Here is an 18136-nt window from a genome sequence, read left to right on the forward strand (position 1 = left end):
AAAGAAAGGTATTTACCAATGACGGTCACATCTGATATGTTATCCATGAGGGTCTCCTTTGTATGAAGGTATGGATAACACGCCTACCTTTTTACAATAGGAGATTTTTTTTATTTGGGCCATGAAACACATCATAATTTAACAGATATAGTAAATACAAGAGATTGTATTTTTCATGTTAACTTCTTTGCAGCGCTAGTGTCTTTCGAGCACTCTATTTCGGCTTCATTTGACGGATGATTTGGCATAGCAGTCTTTTGAGACTCGTATTTTGTGCCGAAACCGGTCTGTGCCCCAGTCGTTGAGCAGAACGGCTCGTATTAAGAGTCTCGAAAGCACTTTATTTGTCTACATAAACGGATTTTGAGATAGATAAGAGGCTCAAAGGACTGTTATATGCAAAATATCTTACATGCGGTGGCGGCGCGCGAATTAAGCCGTCGCAATTGCCGACGTATGACGTATGAAGCGAGTTGTGGCTATATAGTGCAACAGGTTGACTACAAAGGACATTACGCTGCGGCATTCCGCTATGTACAATGATGGCATCGGTTTATCGTTTCAATCATTGGCATGGCGCGGAAAACGGCTCGGAGGTGTCCGATCAGAATGGATCAAGTGATTCAAAGGTATGAACGTTACAGCGCGGAAGGCAATAGAGCGATCGTATTCGTCACGAACGACGGCGACGAAGCGGCGGCGGCCGTATTTCGAATGGCACTGCTGCCCGCGCTTAATCATTTCGGCTTTCCGTACCGGGTTGCGGAAGGGGCTGGGTTAGCGCAAGCCGTGGGGCTGGGTCAGGCGGCGGCGATTGTACTCGCCCATGACGGCGTAGTCGCTTCGCTGACGGAGGAAAGCTGGCGGAGCATCGTCTCGGCGGCGGAGAGCGGCGTTGGCGTTGTCAGCTTCGACGGCCGGCTGTGGAGGGCCGATCCAGAGGTGCAGCGTTTTTTCGGCGCAGTTGGCGGAATGCTGGAGACTCTTGTGGAGGCCGTATGTATCTCGGAGCAAGACCACTATATAACGGATATGCAGCATCCCGGCCACACGCACAAGCTGCTCCGCCCCGTCGAGGCTTCGCTGCCGGAACGCACGGTATGCGGAGTGGTCATACTGGCCAGGAATGAAGCAGGGGAGACGCTGGCAGCCGCGATATCGGGCAGAGAGAGCGGGGACGGCAGGCTCGGAGGAAGGCGCACCGCGCTGTACGTTTCACCGGCGTTATGGCTGCGCCAGCATTTCGGCCACGCCTCCGGGCTAGACGATCTGTTATGGCGGATGCTCGTTTGGGCCGCGCGGAAGCCGTTCGCCACCCTGATGATGCCGCCGTTTGTCGTATGCCGCGTAGACGACGCCATCGGCTCGTACGACCGATTCGATTACGTGCGGGTGCTGAACGAGTTTAACTGGATTCCGAACATCGGCCTGTTTGTGGATGACATCGACGACGAGACGGCGAAGCGGATCAAATTTTATGACGACCGTGGGCTGGCGGAGTTCAGTGCGCATTCGTTTCACGAGCTAGGCGAGCCGTATCCGGATCAGATTTATTTGCAGCACGACGGTCAGGAGTATGCTTTTGCCAAGTTGAAGGATCATTTCGAGCGGCTCGACCGTTTCTACGAGCGAGTTGGCATAGCTCCGTCCAGAACCGTTAACATCCATTACGACGAGTTGGGGCTGCACAGCTTGCCTTTTCTGCTGAGCCGAAACCAGACGTTTATGATGGGACTTATCCCGGCCGGCGTCCGCTGGTATGCAAGCAGCTACTCTTGGGAGCCGTATCCGTACGGCCATCAAGGGTTCAATTACGGCCCGCTCGATCCGGATCACCGGTTCTGGAACGCGGTCGCGCACCATCTCGGCTCCTACAAAACGCCCGACACCGGCATGGGCGTCGGCGAATTTCTCGGCGGCTGTACGCCGTTTAACGGCGAAAACGACAAGGCCGACATCGGCAGGGCGATCGAGCGGGGAGTCGCGGCGCTGAAGCTGGGCGTATCGAGCGGATTTTTCGGCACGCTGATGACGCACGAGCAGCGGATTATGGCTTTAGCGCCGGACGAGTGGCGCACCATTATCGAGGGCATTCACCGCGGGCTGGAGGGCTGGACCCTGTTGTATCGCACCTACGACGAAATCTCGCAATATTGCAAAGATAAGGCGAGAACGCGAATCGCTTTGGCCGATTACGATGCGTCCGCCGACCGGTTGTCGGTTCGCTTGGAGGGCACGGTCGAGCACGGCATAAGCTATCATCTGTACCGGGATGAGGGCGAGCAGGTCGCGATCGAGCTGGTGCAGGCCGCGCCATTCGCGGGGCAGCTGCTGTGTGTTGCGCCGGCGTCGGACGCTGACGATTGACCGGCAACTCGCGGCCTGACGAGTCGGTTATGAACTTTAAGCCAAGATATAAAACTGAGAGCTTGGCCGTAGGCGGTCAAGCTTTTTTGCCGTTGCCGCATTTTGGCGAATAAGCTTAGGCCGCGTACTCAAAACTAACAAGGACGAGTATAATGATCGAAGAGACGCGAAGTCGGACTAACGGGTGCGTAACACCCGGGACAAGCCGGGAAGTCGCGAGGGGAAGGTGAGAAGATGATCGGCTTGCTGCCGCTTATGCTGGAGCGGGTGGGGCTGCTTTTGATCGTGGCGATTTTGCTGTCGCGCCTCAAGTCGTTCCGGAGCATCATCTATCACGAGCACGGGTATACGGAAAAAATAAGCCTCATTCTCATATTCGGCGCTTTCGGCGTTATTAGCAATTATACGGGCGTAGAAATTCACGGCGGCGGCTCAATCACCTCGCAGGTTTGGCAAACGTGGGTCGGCCCGGACGGGGCGATCGCCAACACGCGGATTATGGGCGTCGTCATCGGCGGTCTGCTCGGGGGCCCGCTCGTCGGCACCGGCGTTGGTCTGATCGCCGGGCTGCACCGCTTTACGCTCGGGGGTTTTACGGCCATCTCGTGCGGCGTATCCAGCATTCTGGCCGGTATTGTGACCGGGTATATCGGCAGGCGAATCCGCATCTGGGAGAAGCGGGCGCTCTGGCAGGCGGTCGCGATCGGCATCCTGATGGAGGCCGCGCAAATGGGCATCATCTTGCTGGTCGCCCGTCCTCTCGAGGCGAGCCTTGCGCTGGTGAACGTAATCGGCGTGCCGATGATCGTCATCAACGGCTTCGGGACGTTTCTGTTCATGCTGATCATTCAGTCGATTTTGCGTGAGGAATCGCGGACTCGGGCGCTTCAGACGCAGAAGGCGTTTTCGATCGCGGACGAAACGCTGCCGTTTTTTCGGCAGGGGCTGAATCCCGATTCGTGCCGCGAGGCGGCCGCCGTCATTATGAAATGGACGAACGCCGACGCCATCTCGATTACGGACCGCAAGCGGGTGCTCGCCCATATCGGGGCGGGAGCGGATCACCATATCTCGCTCGAAAGCTTGTCCACCCGGCTAACCCGGGACGTGCTGGATACCGGCAAGCCGGGCGTAGCGGAGTCGCGCGGGCAGATCCAGTGCAGCAAGCCGGACTGCGTGCTGCAGGCGGCGATCGTGCTGCCGCTTCAGGTTCGCGAGGAGACGGTCGGAACGCTCAAGCTGTATTTCAAAAGACCGGGACGGTTAGACCGGGCCGACAAGGAGCTGGCCGAAGGGCTCGGCAAGCTGTTCTCGACGCAGCTCGAGCTGGCCGAGGCGGAAAGGCAGCGGAGGCTGCTGAAGGATGCCGAGATCAAGGCACTGCAGGCACAGGTGCATCCGCATTTTTTGTTCAACGCGTTTAATACGATTTCTTCGCTTTGCCGGACCGATCCGGAAAAAGCACGGTCGTTGCTGCTGCAGCTCAGCGTATTTTTCCGCAGCAATTTGCAGGGAGCGCGGCAGTTTCTCATTCCGCTCTACAAGGAGCTGGAGCATGTGAAGGCGTATCTCGCGATCGAGCAGGCGCGATTCCCCGGCAAATATACGCTGCGGCTGGATATCGATCCCGCGCTCGAACCGATCGGAGTGCCGCCCTTTACATTGCAGCCGCTTGTTGAAAATGCGCTGCGCTACGCGTTTCCTTCTCAAACGCACGGCGAGAACGCCCTGATCGTCTTGCGCGCTTACCGCGATGGCGAGCAGATGGTGCTCGCCGCGCAGGACAATGGCCGAGGCATAGTCCCCGAGCTGCTCGACGCGCTTGGCAGTAAAACCGTCGAATCGCAGCAAGGGACCGGGACGGCCTTGTACAACATCCGCAAACGGATCGACGAAATTTACGGCGCGAAGGGGCAATTTCGGATCGAAAGCGTTCCGGGCGAAGGCACGACCGTTACGATCCGGCTGCCCGTCCAACATTCTTATGTGGAGGAACCTTATGCTGAAAGCTTTGATCGTGGATGACGAGCCGCTCGCTCGCGACGAGCTTGCTTATTTGCTGCGCCGGACGGGCCGGGTTCAGATCGTCGGCGAAGCCGATCGGCTGGATACGGCGCTGCGGCTGCTTGCGGAGCTGAAGCCGGACGTCGTTTTTCTGGACATCCAGCTCGCGGAGGAGAGCGGCATGGATATGGCGCGCAAGCTGTCCGAGCAAAGTCCGGAGAAGAAGGTGGAGATCGTATTTGCCACGGCGTACGACGAATACGCGCTGCAGGCGTTCGAGCTGAATGCGAGCGATTATGTGCTGAAGCCATTCGAAGAAAGCCGGATCAAGCGTTCGGTCGACAAGGTCGCCAGGCTGATCGAGCTCAGGGAAAGCCGGGAAGCCGCCGCTTCTTCCCGCGCGACGTTACGACTGGATCGGCTGGACCGTCTGCCCGTATCGGTCGATGACCGGATCATGCTGCTGGCGGTCGACCGGATCGATTATATCGGGTTCGAGGACGGCAAAACCGTCATCGCGGCGGACGATAAAGTGTACCGCGTGAACGAACCGCTGTCGACGCTGGAGCGGAAGCTGGAGAACAGCCCCTTTTTCCGCGTGCACCGCGCTTATATCGTCAATCTCGATGCCGTCGTCGAAATTCAGCCCTGGTTTCATTCCACCTGCAATCTCATTATGCGAAACGGCTCCTCCGTTCCGGTAAGCCGCACTTATTTGAAGGAGCTGAAGCAGTTGCTCGGCTTCTGACGTTTGCCTGTTTGCATTTCAAGCTGTTATTTTTGCGAGTTAAGCCCTTTCCCGCACGTTCTGGACTGAAAACCGCCAACATTCGTTTTCAATATCTATAATCGGATTTATAGAGAAACGAAAGGGGCAAACGAACAATGAATGCGATTTCAATCGTAATCGGATCGATCTGTATCTTGATGATTGCCTACCGGCTATACGGGACGTTTATGGCTGCAAAAGTATTAAAGCTGAGCGATGCGAACCCGACGCCGGCGCACCAGCTTGAGGACGGCAAAGACTACGTGCCTACGAACAAATGGGTTACGTTCGGTCACCATTTTGCCGCCATTGCCGCTGCCGGACCGCTCGTCGGACCGATCCTCGCCGCCCAGTTCGGCTATTTGCCGGGACTGCTCTGGCTGCTGATCGGAGCGGTCATCGGCGGCGCGGTGCACGATATGGTCGTCCTGTTCGCGTCGATGCGAAAGCAGGGCAAGTCGCTGTCCGAGGTGGCGAAGGAGGAGCTCGGACCGGTGGCGGGTTTCTGTACCGGGCTAGCGATGCTGTTCATCATTACGATTACGATGGCCGGCTTGTCGATGGTCGTGCTGCATGCGCTGGAGAACAACCCGTGGGGAACGTTCGCGGTCGGCATCACGATTCCGATTGCGATGTTCGTCGGCCTGCTGTACAAAAAAACGGGCAATTTGAAAGTGGCTTCAACTCTCGGTTTCATCCTGCTTATGGTCGGCGTATTTGCCGGTCCTTACATCCAGGAAACGGCGCTGGGCGATCTGCTGACGTTTGATTCGCGCACGCTCGGTTTTATTTTGCCGATTTATGCGTTTTTTGCCGCTGCGCTGCCCATCTGGCTGCTGCTTGCCCCGCGCGATTATTTGAGCAGCTTTATGAAGATCGGCGTGTTCGTCGCTCTCATTATCGGTGTCTTCCTCATTAACCCGTCGATTCAATTCCCGGCGCTTACGCAGTTCACGGGCGGCGGCGGCCCGATCATGGCCGGTCCGGTATGGCCGTTCATCTCGATTACGATCGCCTGCGGCGCGATATCCGGATTCCATGCGTTCGTCGGCTCCGGGACGACGCCGAAAATGATCAACCGCTGGAGCGACATCAAGGCGGTCGGCTTCGGCGCGATGCTCGTCGAATGCGTTGTCGGCATTATGGCCCTTGTAGCCGCTACGGCGCTTCAGCCGGCCGATTACTTCGCCATCAACTCGTCGCCGAAAGTATTCCAGACGCTCGGCATGGACGTCGTACACCTGCCGGAGCTGGCCGAGAAGATCGGCTTGAACCTGGAAGGACGGACCGGGGGAGCGGTTACGCTTGCCGTCGGCATGACGTATATTTTTACGAAAATTCCGTGGTTCAGTCATCTGTCGTCGTTTTTCTTTCAGTTCGTCATCATGTTCGAAGCGGTGTTCATCCTGACGGCGATCGACGCCGGAACGCGGGTTGCCCGTTACTTGATCCAGGACTTCTTCGGCGAGCTGTACAAACCGCTGAAAAAAGCGGACTGGCTGCCCGGCTCCATATTCGCCAGCGCCCTGGCCTGCTTCCTGTGGGGCTACCTGCTGCTGTCGGGCGATATCGGCTCGATCTGGGCGCTGTTCGGCGTATCGAACCAGCTTATGGCTTCGATCGGATTGATCGTCGGCGCGACGGTCATTATGAAAATCGCCGACAAGCGCTGGTATGCGCTGACGTGTCTCATTCCGCTCGCCTATTTGTTCGTAACGGTTATGTACGCCGGTTACTGGATGATTGCGAACGTGTACCTGAATCCGGCGAACGCAGGCTATAGCGTGCTGAACGCCACGCTGTCCGTCATTATGCTCGTGCTCGGTATCGTCATTCTCATAGCCGCCATGAAGAAGTGGAACGAGCTATGGCAGGCGCCGCGATTCCGGATCAACACGAAGGCGGCTTGACGGTTTTGTCCGATAGGGTAAAAAAGGAACTGCCCCGCGCAGTTCCTTTTTTACAGCCATATGCGTTTCCACTGTTCATGCGGTACATAGTTTTCCGAAAAATGGGGCATAGCCAGCCGCCGAATCCGGTTCGAGCGCGGCTTTGAGCTTGACTTACAAGGGGCTCGCCGTCAGCGCGCCGGTATCCGACACGGTCAGCCTGAACTGGCTCCCGTTCGGAGAAGTAAGCACGACGCCGTGAGCACTCTTAACAAACGTCAAATCTCCGGCGACGTAATCCCCGCTGTTGGCCAGAAACTTGTTCCCGCCGACATAATAGGATTGCGCGAATATCCGGCCGACCCGCACATCGGTGGAATATTGGCCGGTGAACGTAAACTTGATTTTGCGGACGCCCTTCATCAGTCCGTTCAGCACGTTGCTTCTCAGGATGTAGGCCGGCAAAAATTGCATATACTGCATGTCCTGCACGGTTGTATAAACGACGTTGTCCAAATCGGTGACATCGAGCCGAATCTGCTCGGGACAGCGGTTGTACGAGAAATAAATCCCCACATTTTCAATCCCGCCGGGCACGTAGTCCGTCGTATTGCCGTAGTAATGGCCGCCGTTGAACGTGACTTCGAACGAGAACGTTTGGCCTCCCGCCAAGTTTAGCCGCAAATACTGATTGCTCTTCCCTTGAAATACGCTGTCGATCGTCCCGCTTGTAACATACTGCGATCCGCTCACGATCGCGACCTGATGCAGGACGGGAGCGGCGTGCAGTATATCCTCGTAATCGCCATTGAATTTCCGGTAATCGCTGCTCGGCAAGTACGTCAATTTGTCCTTGTACGGAATGACATGGCCGTTCTGATCGCGGATGCTCAAATAGTTGTACTGCCCGGCGTCGATGTAGTTGCTCCCGTCCAACACGTTCAAGCTGATCTGATTTTGTCTCGTGCTGGCCGTGAGGTTCACCATCAGGCACGGCTTATTGATAGCGTCCCAGATGAACGCGTTTACAATATTGGCCCGGCCTTCGATATGGATGATTTCTTTGCAGCGGGTGTTGTATTGGAGCTGCAAATTGTTGAACGTATTCCCATCCGCCTGATTGAGCGCCTTATGATCGCCGGTGGCATAAATGTAATAATCGCAGTCGCTGATGACCACGTTATTAAAAATGTTTCCGGTCACGTAGTTATAGTTAACCGTATCTCCGACGTGCGGGGGAGCATCCATGAAAATGCCTTTGCCGAAGCCGCGGATGCGCAAATTGTTGAAGCGGACGAAGCTGATGCGGGAAGGAGCCGCCGTCGCGTCGAAATGAATGCCGTTTCCGACATTGTTCAGCACATGGCCTTCGAGGCGAAGCGTCTCGATGTATGTATACTGGTAAGACACGCCCGAAACCGTCGCGCCGTCGATATACAGCGCCGATTCCGTATAGTTGTTGATGTCGATATTGATATACGCTTTTCCGAGCAGGGCCGTATCCTGCCGCATGTTCAGCGCTTTTGTATTCGCTTTCAGATTCAGCTTGGCACCCTCGACAAAATAAAGCGCAACGAGCCTCTTCAAATCGATCGTATTCGTAATGCGATAAATGCCGGATAACACGAGAGTTCCGCCGCCGGCGGCCGCAATCGCATCGATCCCCGCTTGAATCGCCGCCGTATCGTCCGCCACCCCGTCGCCGACCGCTCCGAAGCCGCTCACATGTTGCCCGCGCTCGTCCACATCCTGCTTCAGCCGGGTGATCCGCTCGTCCAGCTCGGCGCAGTCGCACTCCTCCGCATCCCCTCCGTATACGCTCTGCGTGACGCTCGCCTGCGCAAAGCCGGTTTGCAGCAAAGCCTGAGAGCCTAACGCCGCACCGGCGATCCCCATCGAAGCAAGCAATTTTCTCCGGCTTATGAGTTGTTGTTCCTGCCCCGGCTGCCCGCGGTTTGTTTCCTCATTGGCTTGTCGCATATAAACGTACCTCCTTTTTGGACGGATTGGCGATAGGATCCGGTGCCGCATCGCATCCGTCTCTTCTCTCCAATCATTGCGGAAACGGCGACGATACGTACAGTTGCAATTTGTGTTTCGCATATTCAAAATGTTACAGTGCCCGTTCGGCCTGTTGTTGGTTAACATAAGGGGTAACAGGCGATAGAGGGCTTGGCCCCGAAGAGAGACCCAGACGTTTAAATAGTGAGAAACGTAACAAATTGAAAGTGACAAATACATTCTGCGAGTATACGACGGGGCATCGGAGCGCTCATGATGGAATCGTGGATTCCGCCCGCACCGGGCCTTTTCGAGGAGGAAAGGGGAATTTGTGTATGAGAAGCGGAGCAAACGGGTTCAGGAAAGGAGGGGGGCGTACGACATGTCGCCGGGGGCAAGGACGGATCGCCTTAGGCCGGATCGCGGCGGCAGGCGCGCTGCTGGGCTTGCTGCTTGCCGGATGCGAGAGCGCTTCCGGCAGCGGGGAGGCGGGTTCGCCCAAGCCGAACGGCACGGCGGCGAACCAGGAACGGGAAGGAACCGCTGCCGGCAAGCCGGAGCCGGTCACCGTTACCTTTTATCCGGCGATGCCGCTTACCGATACCGACTTCGACAAAATCGTCGTACAGCCGGTACGCGCCAAATATCCGCATATTACGGTCGAGCGTATGGGAGGATTACTCGCGAATACGATGGCGTCCGGCGACATTCCCGATCTGATCCAGACGCATAACGGAGTCCTGCAAGAATTTTACGATAAAGCGATGGCTAGCGATCTGAACGCGCTCGTGCGCAAGAGCGGGCTCGATCTGTCCCGGTTTGACAGCGCCATCCTAGATTCGCTGCGGACGGACAAAGGCGAGCTGCTTGGAATACCGTACGCGGTCAACTTTACGGCCTTGTATTACAACAAAGGGCTGTTCGACAAGTTCGGCGTGCCGTACCCTCCGGACGGTCTTACGTGGTACGAAGCGATCGACATCGCCAGGAAGCTGTCGCGCACCGAGGGAGGAGTCGCCTATCGCGGCCTCGATCCGGAGAGCATGGGGCGGATCGCGCGTCAGGCGGCGCTCGATTACGCCGATCTGTCGACGATGAAGTCGAATATGATGAACCCTCGCTGGAGAACCGTATTTGAAATCGCCAAACAAATTTATTCGATTCCCGGCAACGGGGTGAAGGACGTCAATGCAAGCAACGGAACGGCCGATTTTCTACAGGACAAAGTCGCGATGATGGCCACCGTCAATTTGTTCGACCAGCTCGGCGTTGCAGCCTCGAAAGGGCTGGACTGGGACGTGGCCGAATACCCGAGCCTTCCTGGAGCACCTCATGTAGGCAGCGATGTGGATGCGCACATCTTCGTCATTCCGCCTACCGCGAGACATAAGGAGGCGGCGATGCTTGTCGCGGAAGCGATTACTTCGGATATGGCGCAGCTGACAATGACGAAGGAAACGGCGCGATTGTCGCCGCTTCGCGATCCAACGTTTAAGACGGCGTTCGCAGCGGGCATGGATTTTGTAAGGGGCAAGCGGATCGGCAGCATTTTCAACAGCCATATGATTCCTGCGCCGATCCGGACGAAATATTATACGGACACGAAAGCATTCGGACAAAACAATTTCAAGGACTATACCGCCGGCGAGAAGGATCTGAATACCGCTCTGCGCGATGCGGACGAACAAATCAACAGCTATTTGAGCACCCAATTGGGCAAAAAATGAACATACGGGGGAACGTGCGATGTATAAACAAGCAGGACTGGCTTTATCGGTTGTAGTGGCGGCGGCAGCCGTACTGGGAGGATGCGGCGGCGGGGATGCGAAGCCAAACGGCGCAGCCGAGCCGGATAAAACGGCCGAAGCTCCGGCGAAGCCGGACCCGGTGACGATCTCCATTCTCAGCACGGGCGGACTGCCGGAAGGTGAGCTTGACCTGATGTATGCCCTGGCGATGAAGCAGTATCCGCATATTACGATTAAGAAGTTAACCGGCAAAATCGAAAATCTCGTGACGACCGGCGATACGCCGGACATCATTATTACGCATACGGGCAATATCGACTCGTATCAGGATTTCAATCTGCTGACCGATATTACGCCTCTGCTCCAGACGCAGAAGGTGGATACGAGCCCGCTCGATCAGGTTGCCCTGAACGCCCACCGGGTGACGAAGCCAGGGGAGCTGAACGGGCTGCCGTTCTGGGAAAACTTTATCGCGCTTTATTACAACAAAGATATATTCGATAAATTCGGCGTCGAATACCCGAAGGACGGGATGACGTGGGAAGAAACGATCGAGCTGGCGAAGAAGGTGTCCCGCACGGACGGGGGGACCAATTACCAGGGGCTGGCGCAATATGCGATTCAGCGGTTCGGACGCATTATGGGCGCAACGCTGTACGATACCAAAAATATGAAGGGTACGTTCGAGACGCCGCAGTGGAAGGAAGTATTCGAGCTGGTCAACAAAATCCATTCGATCCCGGGCAACGAGGCGCCCGTGCCGTTTACGACGGTAAGAAACGACAGCTTCCTCAAAGACCGCAATTTGGCGATGTACGCGACGGTCAACCTGCTGACGCAGCTCGCCGAGGCCGGGAAATCGGGGATGAATTGGGACGTCGTCCAGTATCCGAGCTTGCCCGGGTATAAGGACGTGTTCGACGAAGTAAACGCCGGTTCGCTCGCGATTACGAGCACAAGCAAGCACAAGGAAGCGGCGGCACTGGTGCTGAAGGCGTTTATATCCGAGGACATGCAGGCGATGATCTCGCGGAAGCTGGCCAGACAGACGGCGCTTCGGGACCAGAAGCTGAACAACCAGATCGGCGCCGAAATTCCGGAGCTGAAAGGGAAAAACGTAGCGGGCATTTTCAAAAGCCACGCCGTCGAGCTGAAAAACCGCGGCAAATATGTCGGTCAGGTCGGCACGATTATGGAGAAGCATTTTGCCAACTATTACAACAAGCAGGTCGATGTGAATACGGCGCTGCGGTCGGCCAACGAAGAAGTGAATAAGCTGCTGGAGACGGCCAAATAACGAGTTTTGCGGCCGCGCCCTCCCCGTCCGCTCCTATGTACAAACGGGTTGTCATCCTATACAATAGGGGCGACACGCGTTACTACGGACTGGAGGCGGGGTATGAAACCGGGTACCCGGAAAATCGGCTGGCTGACGGCGGCACTAGCGGTCGCGGCTTTATTCGGTGTCATCTATGTAGTCCAATTGACGGCATCGAAAGCGCCGGTGCATCGCGACCCGGCCGCATCTGTGCGGGAAAGCCCCGCCGCAGCGAATTCGTTATCGTTAAAAGAGCAATCGATTACCATAAAGGCGTTTGCCGGTTACTCGCCGGCCGTCGCTTCCGATTGGAGCCGCCTGCCGCTCTGGCGGCATTATGAGGAGCAAAGCGGCGTCCGCATCGACTGGCAAACGGTGCCGGCAGCGGAGGTGGCGGACCGGCGCAACCTGCTTCTGTCTCGCAGCTCGGAAGCGTGGCCGGATCTGTTGTTCGGCACGCAGCTATCGCCACTCGAGCTTGTCGGCTACGGCAGCTCGGGCGTGCTTATTCCGCTGGAGAAGCTGATCGACCGCGACGCCCCGAATATAAAGGCGCTGCTCGACCGGTATCCGGACGTGCGCCGGGGGATGACGATGCCGGACGGCCATATTTATGCGCTGCCGATGCTGTACGACCCGGAGTTCGGCTCCATGCTGACCGGACAGAAGCTGTGGCTGAGCCGCAGCTGGCTCGACAAGCTCGGCGAGAAGCCGCCGGAAACGACGGAGGAGCTGTACCGTCTCCTGAAACGTTTCGCCGCCAGCGATATGAACGGCAATTATAAGCATGACGAGACGGCTCTGCTCGTGCCGGGTGTAGAAACGCTGGAGCTTGTGTTGAAGGGCGCCTGGGGGCTCGGCAACCGCGGCGCGGAGCATCCGTTCGTGGATGTTCAGCCGAAGACGGGGGCGCTTCGGTTTATCCCGTCCACCCAGGAATATAAAGAGCTGCTGCAATTTATGAACCGTCTCTGCGCCGAAGGCCTGCTTGACAACCGCTTGTTCGCGATTAACGAGAACGAGTTTACGCGTCTGATCCGCGAAGGCAATGTCGGGGCGTTCATCGGCAGCGGTCCGCCGTCTTCGCGCGAAGACGACTATATCGCCATCGCCGCGCTTGCGGGACCGAACGGCGACCGGCTGTTTGCCGGCGTTTCGCATCCTTTGCACCGCGCCGGCGCTTTGGCCGTTACGTCCGCGAGTCGCTATCCGGAGCAGACGGTCCGCTGGGCCGATTATTTGTACAGCGAGCCGGGCAATCGGCTGTTTTTTCTCGGAATCGAAAATGAGACGTACCGGGTGACGCCGGAAGGGACTTTCGCTTACGCCGAACCGTTCGCGGGAAGCGGGGGCGATGCCGGCGCGGAACGGAGGATCGGTCAATTTCTCGTATGGCCGCGCGGCGAATTCCCCGGCATTGTCCGCCGGGCCACCTATTTGGGCGTCGAGTCGTCCCGGTCCGCACAGGAAGGGGCGGCGAAGCTGAAGCCGTCGCTGCCGGATGAAGTGTGGCCGGAGTTTGCGTATACGCCTGACGAGAACGATCTGATGTTTGCCTACAGTGCCGACATTCAAGGCTATGTGACCGAGATGCGCAATCGGTTCATTACCGGCGAGGTTTCGTTCGACACGTGGGACGACTATGTGATCTCGCTGCGCCGTAAAGGGCTGACCGGTTATATGGCGATTTATGCATCCGCTTACAAGCGTTTTGCCGGGCAACGATTCGAGGTGAGCGCCCCATGATCCGTTATGCCGGTCGAGGGCTTGTCGGTTACGCGCTCTCTTACGTCGCGCTTGTATGCGTCGCGCTGCTTATCGTCGGCGTCGTCGTGTACGGCACGTTCATCCGCTCGATGGAGCAGGAAATCGCCGGCACGTCGGTCTCCATGCTGAAGCAAGTGCGGGACGTGACCGATTCGCGCATGATGGATATGAATCGGATCGCCCAGCTCATTGCAAGCGATCCGGACCTCGTGTCCGATGTACCGGCCAGCGAAGGGTACCGGATGGGGGAGAAGGTGCGGAGCTTGGCCAAATTCAAGGCGGCCAACAGCTTCGCCGGCGAGATCGCGGTTTATTTCCGGGGCAAGTCCGGGGACCGCCTGTTTGCCGCGAGCGGCATGTACGAGCTGGCGTCCTTTTTCCAGGAGGCTTACCGGTATGCGAACTGGAGCGCCGATTCGTTTCTGGCCGATTTCAGCGAGCTGCGCCAGCCCGTTCTTCGTCCGCTGGAGCCGGTAACGTTAAACGGCGTAGAGACGAGGAACAGGGCCACTTATCTGTATCCGCTGCCCCTTCATGCGAGCCGTCCGTACGGAGTGATCCTGTTCCAGATCGACGAGCGCGAATGGAGCGGGATGATCCGCGGCGTGCTGAACAACGAAGCGGGTTATTCGTATATCGCCGACGACCGGGGACGGCTGGTCGCGTACGCGGCCGAACGCGACCGAGAGGAGGAATCGGCAGCGCTTGCTCTTCGCCTTCCGGGTGACCTGCCCCGAGACGGAGTACGCACCGTTAGTTTGGACGGCGAGAAGCTGTTCGTCGCCCGTATCGTCTCGGATTATAACGGCTGGTCGTTCGTCAGCATACTGCCCGCCGAACGGGCGTTAGGACCGGTTATTCGCAGCCGCAATGTGTTCGCGTTATGCGTACTCGGCGTGTTGGCCGTGAGCGTGCTGCTGTCGTTCGTGTTCGGCGCGCGCCAATACCGGACCGAGCGGAAGCTGCATACCGTCATCAAAAGCCAGGCGCGGATCGTCATGGAGAAAGAACTGCTCGATCTGATCCGGGGAAAAACGCGGGACCATGACGACAAGGAGCCGCCATTCGCGCCCGTCTTGGAATTTACGTTTGACCGGTACATTGTCGCGCAATTGCTGATCGATCGTTACAAGCAGGCTGCTCTCGTGGGAAGCCGTTCCGAACCCGCTGTCATGCTCCTCAGCTTGAAAAATGTGCTGGAGGAGCTTGCCGGCGATCTTGGGCAAGGCTGGACGCTGGAAGGAATGGAGCCGGGCGGGATCATTCTGCTGCTGAATGTGCGCGAGGACTGCACGGTGGAGGACGTGAAGGAGCTGGCGGATAAGGCGAACGCGTTTCTGGAGCAGCATTTCCGTTTTACGTGTACGGCCGGAATCGGCTGCTTGTACGAGGAAGCCGATCTCGTGTACAAATCGTACCTCGAGGCCAACTATGCGGCGCGAAGCCGGTATTTACGCGGCGGAGGACAATCGTTCGTATACGAGAGCTTGCGCGAACATGAGCATGAGCAGGACCCGTACCGGTACCGGTACGAGCTTCATCCGCTGCTGTCCGCCGCCATCCGCAAAGGAGACAAGGACGAGGCCAGCCTGCGAATTGGGGAAATCGTCGCCAGCCTGTCCGGGCAGAGGCTGGACGTCGATATGGGCGAACGGCTTTCCTTCGATCTCGTGCATACGATTATGAAGACACTCTCCGAGGCCGGAATCGTGCTGCCGGATCAAGCCGCGGCAGCCTTGACGGAGCTGTTCGCGACCCGGTTCGAGACGATTGCCGAGCTTGAAGCGGCGGTCATCAAATTTTGCCAAGGCGTCTGTGACGATATCGCCTCCCGCAAGGAAAGCAAAAATGTGGAGCTGCTGGAGCAGGCGCTCGCCTTTATCGGGGAGTTTTACACCGACGGAAGCTTGTCCGCCGAAGGAATCGCGGACCGTCTCGGCGTTTCGCGCTCCTACTTGTCCCGCTACTTCAAGGACCAGACCGGCAGCCCGCTTATGCAGTATGTCGACGGCCTTCGCATGACAAAAGCGAAGGAGCTGCTGGCGGAGACGGATCTCAAAATTAAAGAGATCGTCGAGTTGGTCGGACTGACGGACCCGAACAACTTTTTCCGCAAATTCAAAAAGCGCGAGGGGTTGACGCCGCAGGAATACCGCGACGCCAGCAACAGCAGCAGTGGCGGCGGAGCTTGACGGCAGTCAGCCAGCCAGCGGTTATTTTTGCGCCGAAACGATCATAAACATCGGTCTTCGGGTTTCATCCGACATGCCCGGCACGGTTCGCAGCAGCTCTTCGGAAGGGAGCGGCTCCTTGACCGCCTTGACGGCAAATCCGGCGCCGATCAAATCATTCAAGTAAGTGGCAATCGTGCGATGGTATTTGATAACGTTGTCGGTCAAAAAGGAAGTCTCGCGCATCCCTTCGTGCTGGTACTGATCGACCGGCCAATGCAGACGGTTCCCTTGCTCGTCGGTATGCCAATCCTGCTCGTTTCTGGACGTAAAGATCGGATGCTCGACCGAAAAGACGAAGCTGCCGCCGGGCTTCAGGCAGGCGTAAACCTTTTCGCAGACGGTTTGAAACGGCTCGATATAATGAAAAGCGAGCGAGCTGATGACGACATCGAAGGAGCCGCCTACAAAGTCGATATCCTCGATGGGCATTCTGACATAAGTAATCGCAGCATCGTTTGTTAGCTCGCGAGCTTTTTGCAGCATATTTTCGGAAATATCCACGCCGGTTACGGAGCTTGCGCCCTGCTCAAGCGCGTAGCGGCAATGCCAGCCGAAGCCGCAGCCCAGGTCGAGCACGCTTTTCTGGCGCAGATCCGGCAGCACTTCTTTCAGTACATGCCATTCGCCCGCGGCTTCGAGTCCTTTGACCGATCGCGGCATCGTTTCGTAGGCGGCAAAAAAGCGGGCATCATCGTATTTGTTTTGTTTCATCGAGAAAAGTCTCCTTCTTTCGTATGTACGGAATTGGAACTATCATAACATAAGTTCGGCAAAACATTCCGTTCCCGTTCGTACCGATCCGGTACAAAAAGCGCCACTCCGCACGGTGGAATCGTTCCATTTGGGAACCCATTCCGGGCATGAAGAGTGGCGCTTTGAAATCAGCGAAAAGTTAACCCGTCTTTACGCCAAGGCATGCAGATCTGCGTATTATTCGGAGTCGGAAGCTTCTGCGCTGCCCGAGTCGTTGTTTGCGTTGCTGGAGCCGCTGTCCGCGTTGGCAGCGTCAGAAGTGCGTTTTGATTTTATAAAACCATCCTTGCCCGGAAAACCGCCCTTACCTCCGCGGAGATTGCCTTTGCCGCCAATTCCAACGACCGGGACCCGGAGGCGTATCACCCATCCGATCATTCCGGCTCGTGATTTTGTTTGCGATAATCGGTCGCACTCAAGCCGGTCGATTCCTTGAAAACGCGGGTAAACGAGCGAAGCGAAGAGAAGCCGACGTCATAGGCGATCTCCGCTACCGACATATCGGTGGCGATGAGCAGGCTGGATGCCCGGCGAATGCGCAGCTGGTGCAAATATTCGAGAAAGTTTTTGCCGAGCAGCCGCTTGAACGCCCCTCTCACGACGAAAACGCTGACGCCGAACCGGTCCGCCACTTCCTCGAGCGAAATCGATTCCTCCATGAAATGCGTGTTGACATACTTGACGAAATCCCACTCCACCGGGCTGATATCCACCGTTTGACCGAACGAAGCGAAACCGGGATGATTACGGAAAAACAAATAAATCACTTCCAGCAGCTTGATCCGCATAAACCCCTGCTTGCCGAGCGCCGCCGAGCGCGATTCCGCCTCCAGAGCCGACAGCACGTCGCGGATCGCCGCGAACGCATCGGGGGGCAGGTCGTAGTAGGGCCGCGTCTCGTCCGACAGCTTGATCAGCCATTGGCCGACTTCCGTGAAAGCAGGCTGAAACAGCGCATTCATGTCGAACATGCAGCAAAACTTGTACAGCGGCTTCTCGTCTTCCAGTCGCATCGCATGCAGATGGTACGGCGGCAGCAAACAGATGCTGCCGGGCTGCAGCCGGTGCTCGACCCCGCCCACGATCTCGGTTCCTTGTCCGCTCGTGACGAGGGAAATTTCCGCAAATTCGTGGTGATGGTTCGGATAGCCGCTGCGCAGCGGATAATGCGTAATAAAGAGCGGAAATTCGCCCTTTTTGAACGTGCTCAGCCTGAGGCTGTCCTGGAATACCGGATAAGTCGTCATACACGTTGTCCCTCGCCGAAAGGTCATTTGCTATGGTCC

The 18136-nt window shown here is 57.1% G+C and carries 11 protein-coding genes; 8 read left to right on the forward strand and 3 right to left on the reverse strand.

Going from position 1 to position 18136, the window contains the following annotated elements; translation table 11 throughout:
* Nucleotides 1-609 precede the first annotated feature (609 nt).
* The 4 genes from D7M11_RS34925 (at nucleotide 610) to cstA (ending at nucleotide 7050) form a co-directional block, all read left to right on the forward strand.
* Nucleotides 610-2367 carry a hypothetical protein gene (locus D7M11_RS34925; protein WP_120751899.1) on the forward strand — a complete coding sequence of 586 codons (1758 nt, stop codon included), beginning with the start codon at nucleotides 610-612 and terminating at the stop codon, nucleotides 2365-2367.
* 234 nt (nucleotides 2368-2601) lie between these two features.
* Nucleotides 2602-4392: a sensor histidine kinase gene (locus tag D7M11_RS34930; protein WP_120751900.1), complete on the forward strand. Its 1791-nt coding sequence runs from the start codon at nucleotides 2602-2604 to the stop codon at nucleotides 4390-4392.
* Nucleotides 4367-5119: a LytR/AlgR family response regulator transcription factor gene (locus D7M11_RS34935; protein WP_120751901.1), complete on the forward strand. Its 753-nt coding sequence runs from the start codon at nucleotides 4367-4369 to the stop codon at nucleotides 5117-5119. Before D7M11_RS34930 ends, D7M11_RS34935 begins: the two co-directional genes overlap by 26 nt.
* A 137-nt stretch (nucleotides 5120-5256) precedes the next feature.
* On the forward strand, nucleotides 5257-7050 hold the full coding sequence (gene cstA / locus D7M11_RS34940; RefSeq protein ID WP_120751902.1) for a carbon starvation protein CstA: 1794 nt from the start codon (nucleotides 5257-5259) through the stop codon (nucleotides 7048-7050).
* A gap of 153 nt (nucleotides 7051-7203) precedes the next feature.
* Here cstA and D7M11_RS34945 read toward each other — a convergent pair whose 3' ends face one another.
* A complete protein-coding gene (locus D7M11_RS34945) occupies nucleotides 7204-9009 on the reverse strand; it encodes a glycosyl hydrolase family 28-related protein (RefSeq protein ID WP_158607003.1) in 1806 nt (601 codons plus the stop codon).
* A 356-nt stretch (nucleotides 9010-9365) separates the two neighbouring features.
* Here D7M11_RS34945 and D7M11_RS34950 point away from each other — a divergent pair, with 356 nt between their 5' ends.
* The 4 genes from D7M11_RS34950 to D7M11_RS34965 all read left to right on the forward strand — a co-directional run bounded on the left by D7M11_RS34950 (nucleotide 9366) and on the right by D7M11_RS34965 (nucleotide 16055).
* Nucleotides 9366-10757: an ABC transporter substrate-binding protein gene (locus tag D7M11_RS34950; RefSeq protein ID WP_120751904.1), complete on the forward strand. Its 1392-nt coding sequence runs from the start codon at nucleotides 9366-9368 to the stop codon at nucleotides 10755-10757.
* A 19-nt stretch (nucleotides 10758-10776) separates the two neighbouring features.
* Nucleotides 10777-12075 carry an ABC transporter substrate-binding protein gene (locus D7M11_RS34955; protein ID WP_120751905.1) on the forward strand — a complete coding sequence of 433 codons (1299 nt, stop codon included), beginning with the start codon at nucleotides 10777-10779 and terminating at the stop codon, nucleotides 12073-12075.
* A 102-nt stretch (nucleotides 12076-12177) separates the two neighbouring features.
* The gene (locus D7M11_RS34960) at nucleotides 12178-13842 is read left to right on the forward strand and encodes a type 2 periplasmic-binding domain-containing protein (protein WP_120751906.1); all 1665 of its coding nucleotides are present in this window, start codon (nucleotides 12178-12180) and stop codon (nucleotides 13840-13842) included.
* Nucleotides 13839-16055 (forward strand): helix-turn-helix domain-containing protein, encoded by a 2217-nt coding sequence (locus D7M11_RS34965; protein WP_120751907.1) that lies wholly within the window; start codon nucleotides 13839-13841, stop codon nucleotides 16053-16055. The genes D7M11_RS34960 and D7M11_RS34965 overlap by 4 nt, the downstream gene beginning before the upstream one ends.
* Nucleotides 16056-16076: 21 nt before the next feature.
* On the opposite strand, the gene D7M11_RS34970 is transcribed toward D7M11_RS34965, so the two are convergent.
* Together D7M11_RS34970 and D7M11_RS34980 are read right to left on the reverse strand one after the other, a co-directional pair.
* Nucleotides 16077-16808: a class I SAM-dependent methyltransferase gene (locus tag D7M11_RS34970; RefSeq protein WP_120751908.1), complete on the reverse strand. Its 732-nt coding sequence runs from the start codon at nucleotides 16806-16808 to the stop codon at nucleotides 16077-16079.
* 416 nt (nucleotides 16809-17224) lie between these two features.
* Entirely contained in the window at nucleotides 17225-18097 is an 873-nt protein-coding gene (locus D7M11_RS34980; RefSeq protein ID WP_158607004.1) for an AraC family transcriptional regulator, read from the reverse strand.
* Nucleotides 18098-18136: the final 39 nt, after the last annotated feature.

The sequence above is a fragment of the Paenibacillus ginsengarvi genome, assembly GCF_003626695.1.
Classification (GTDB): domain Bacteria; phylum Bacillota; class Bacilli; order Paenibacillales; family NBRC-103111; genus Paenibacillus_AB; species Paenibacillus_AB ginsengarvi.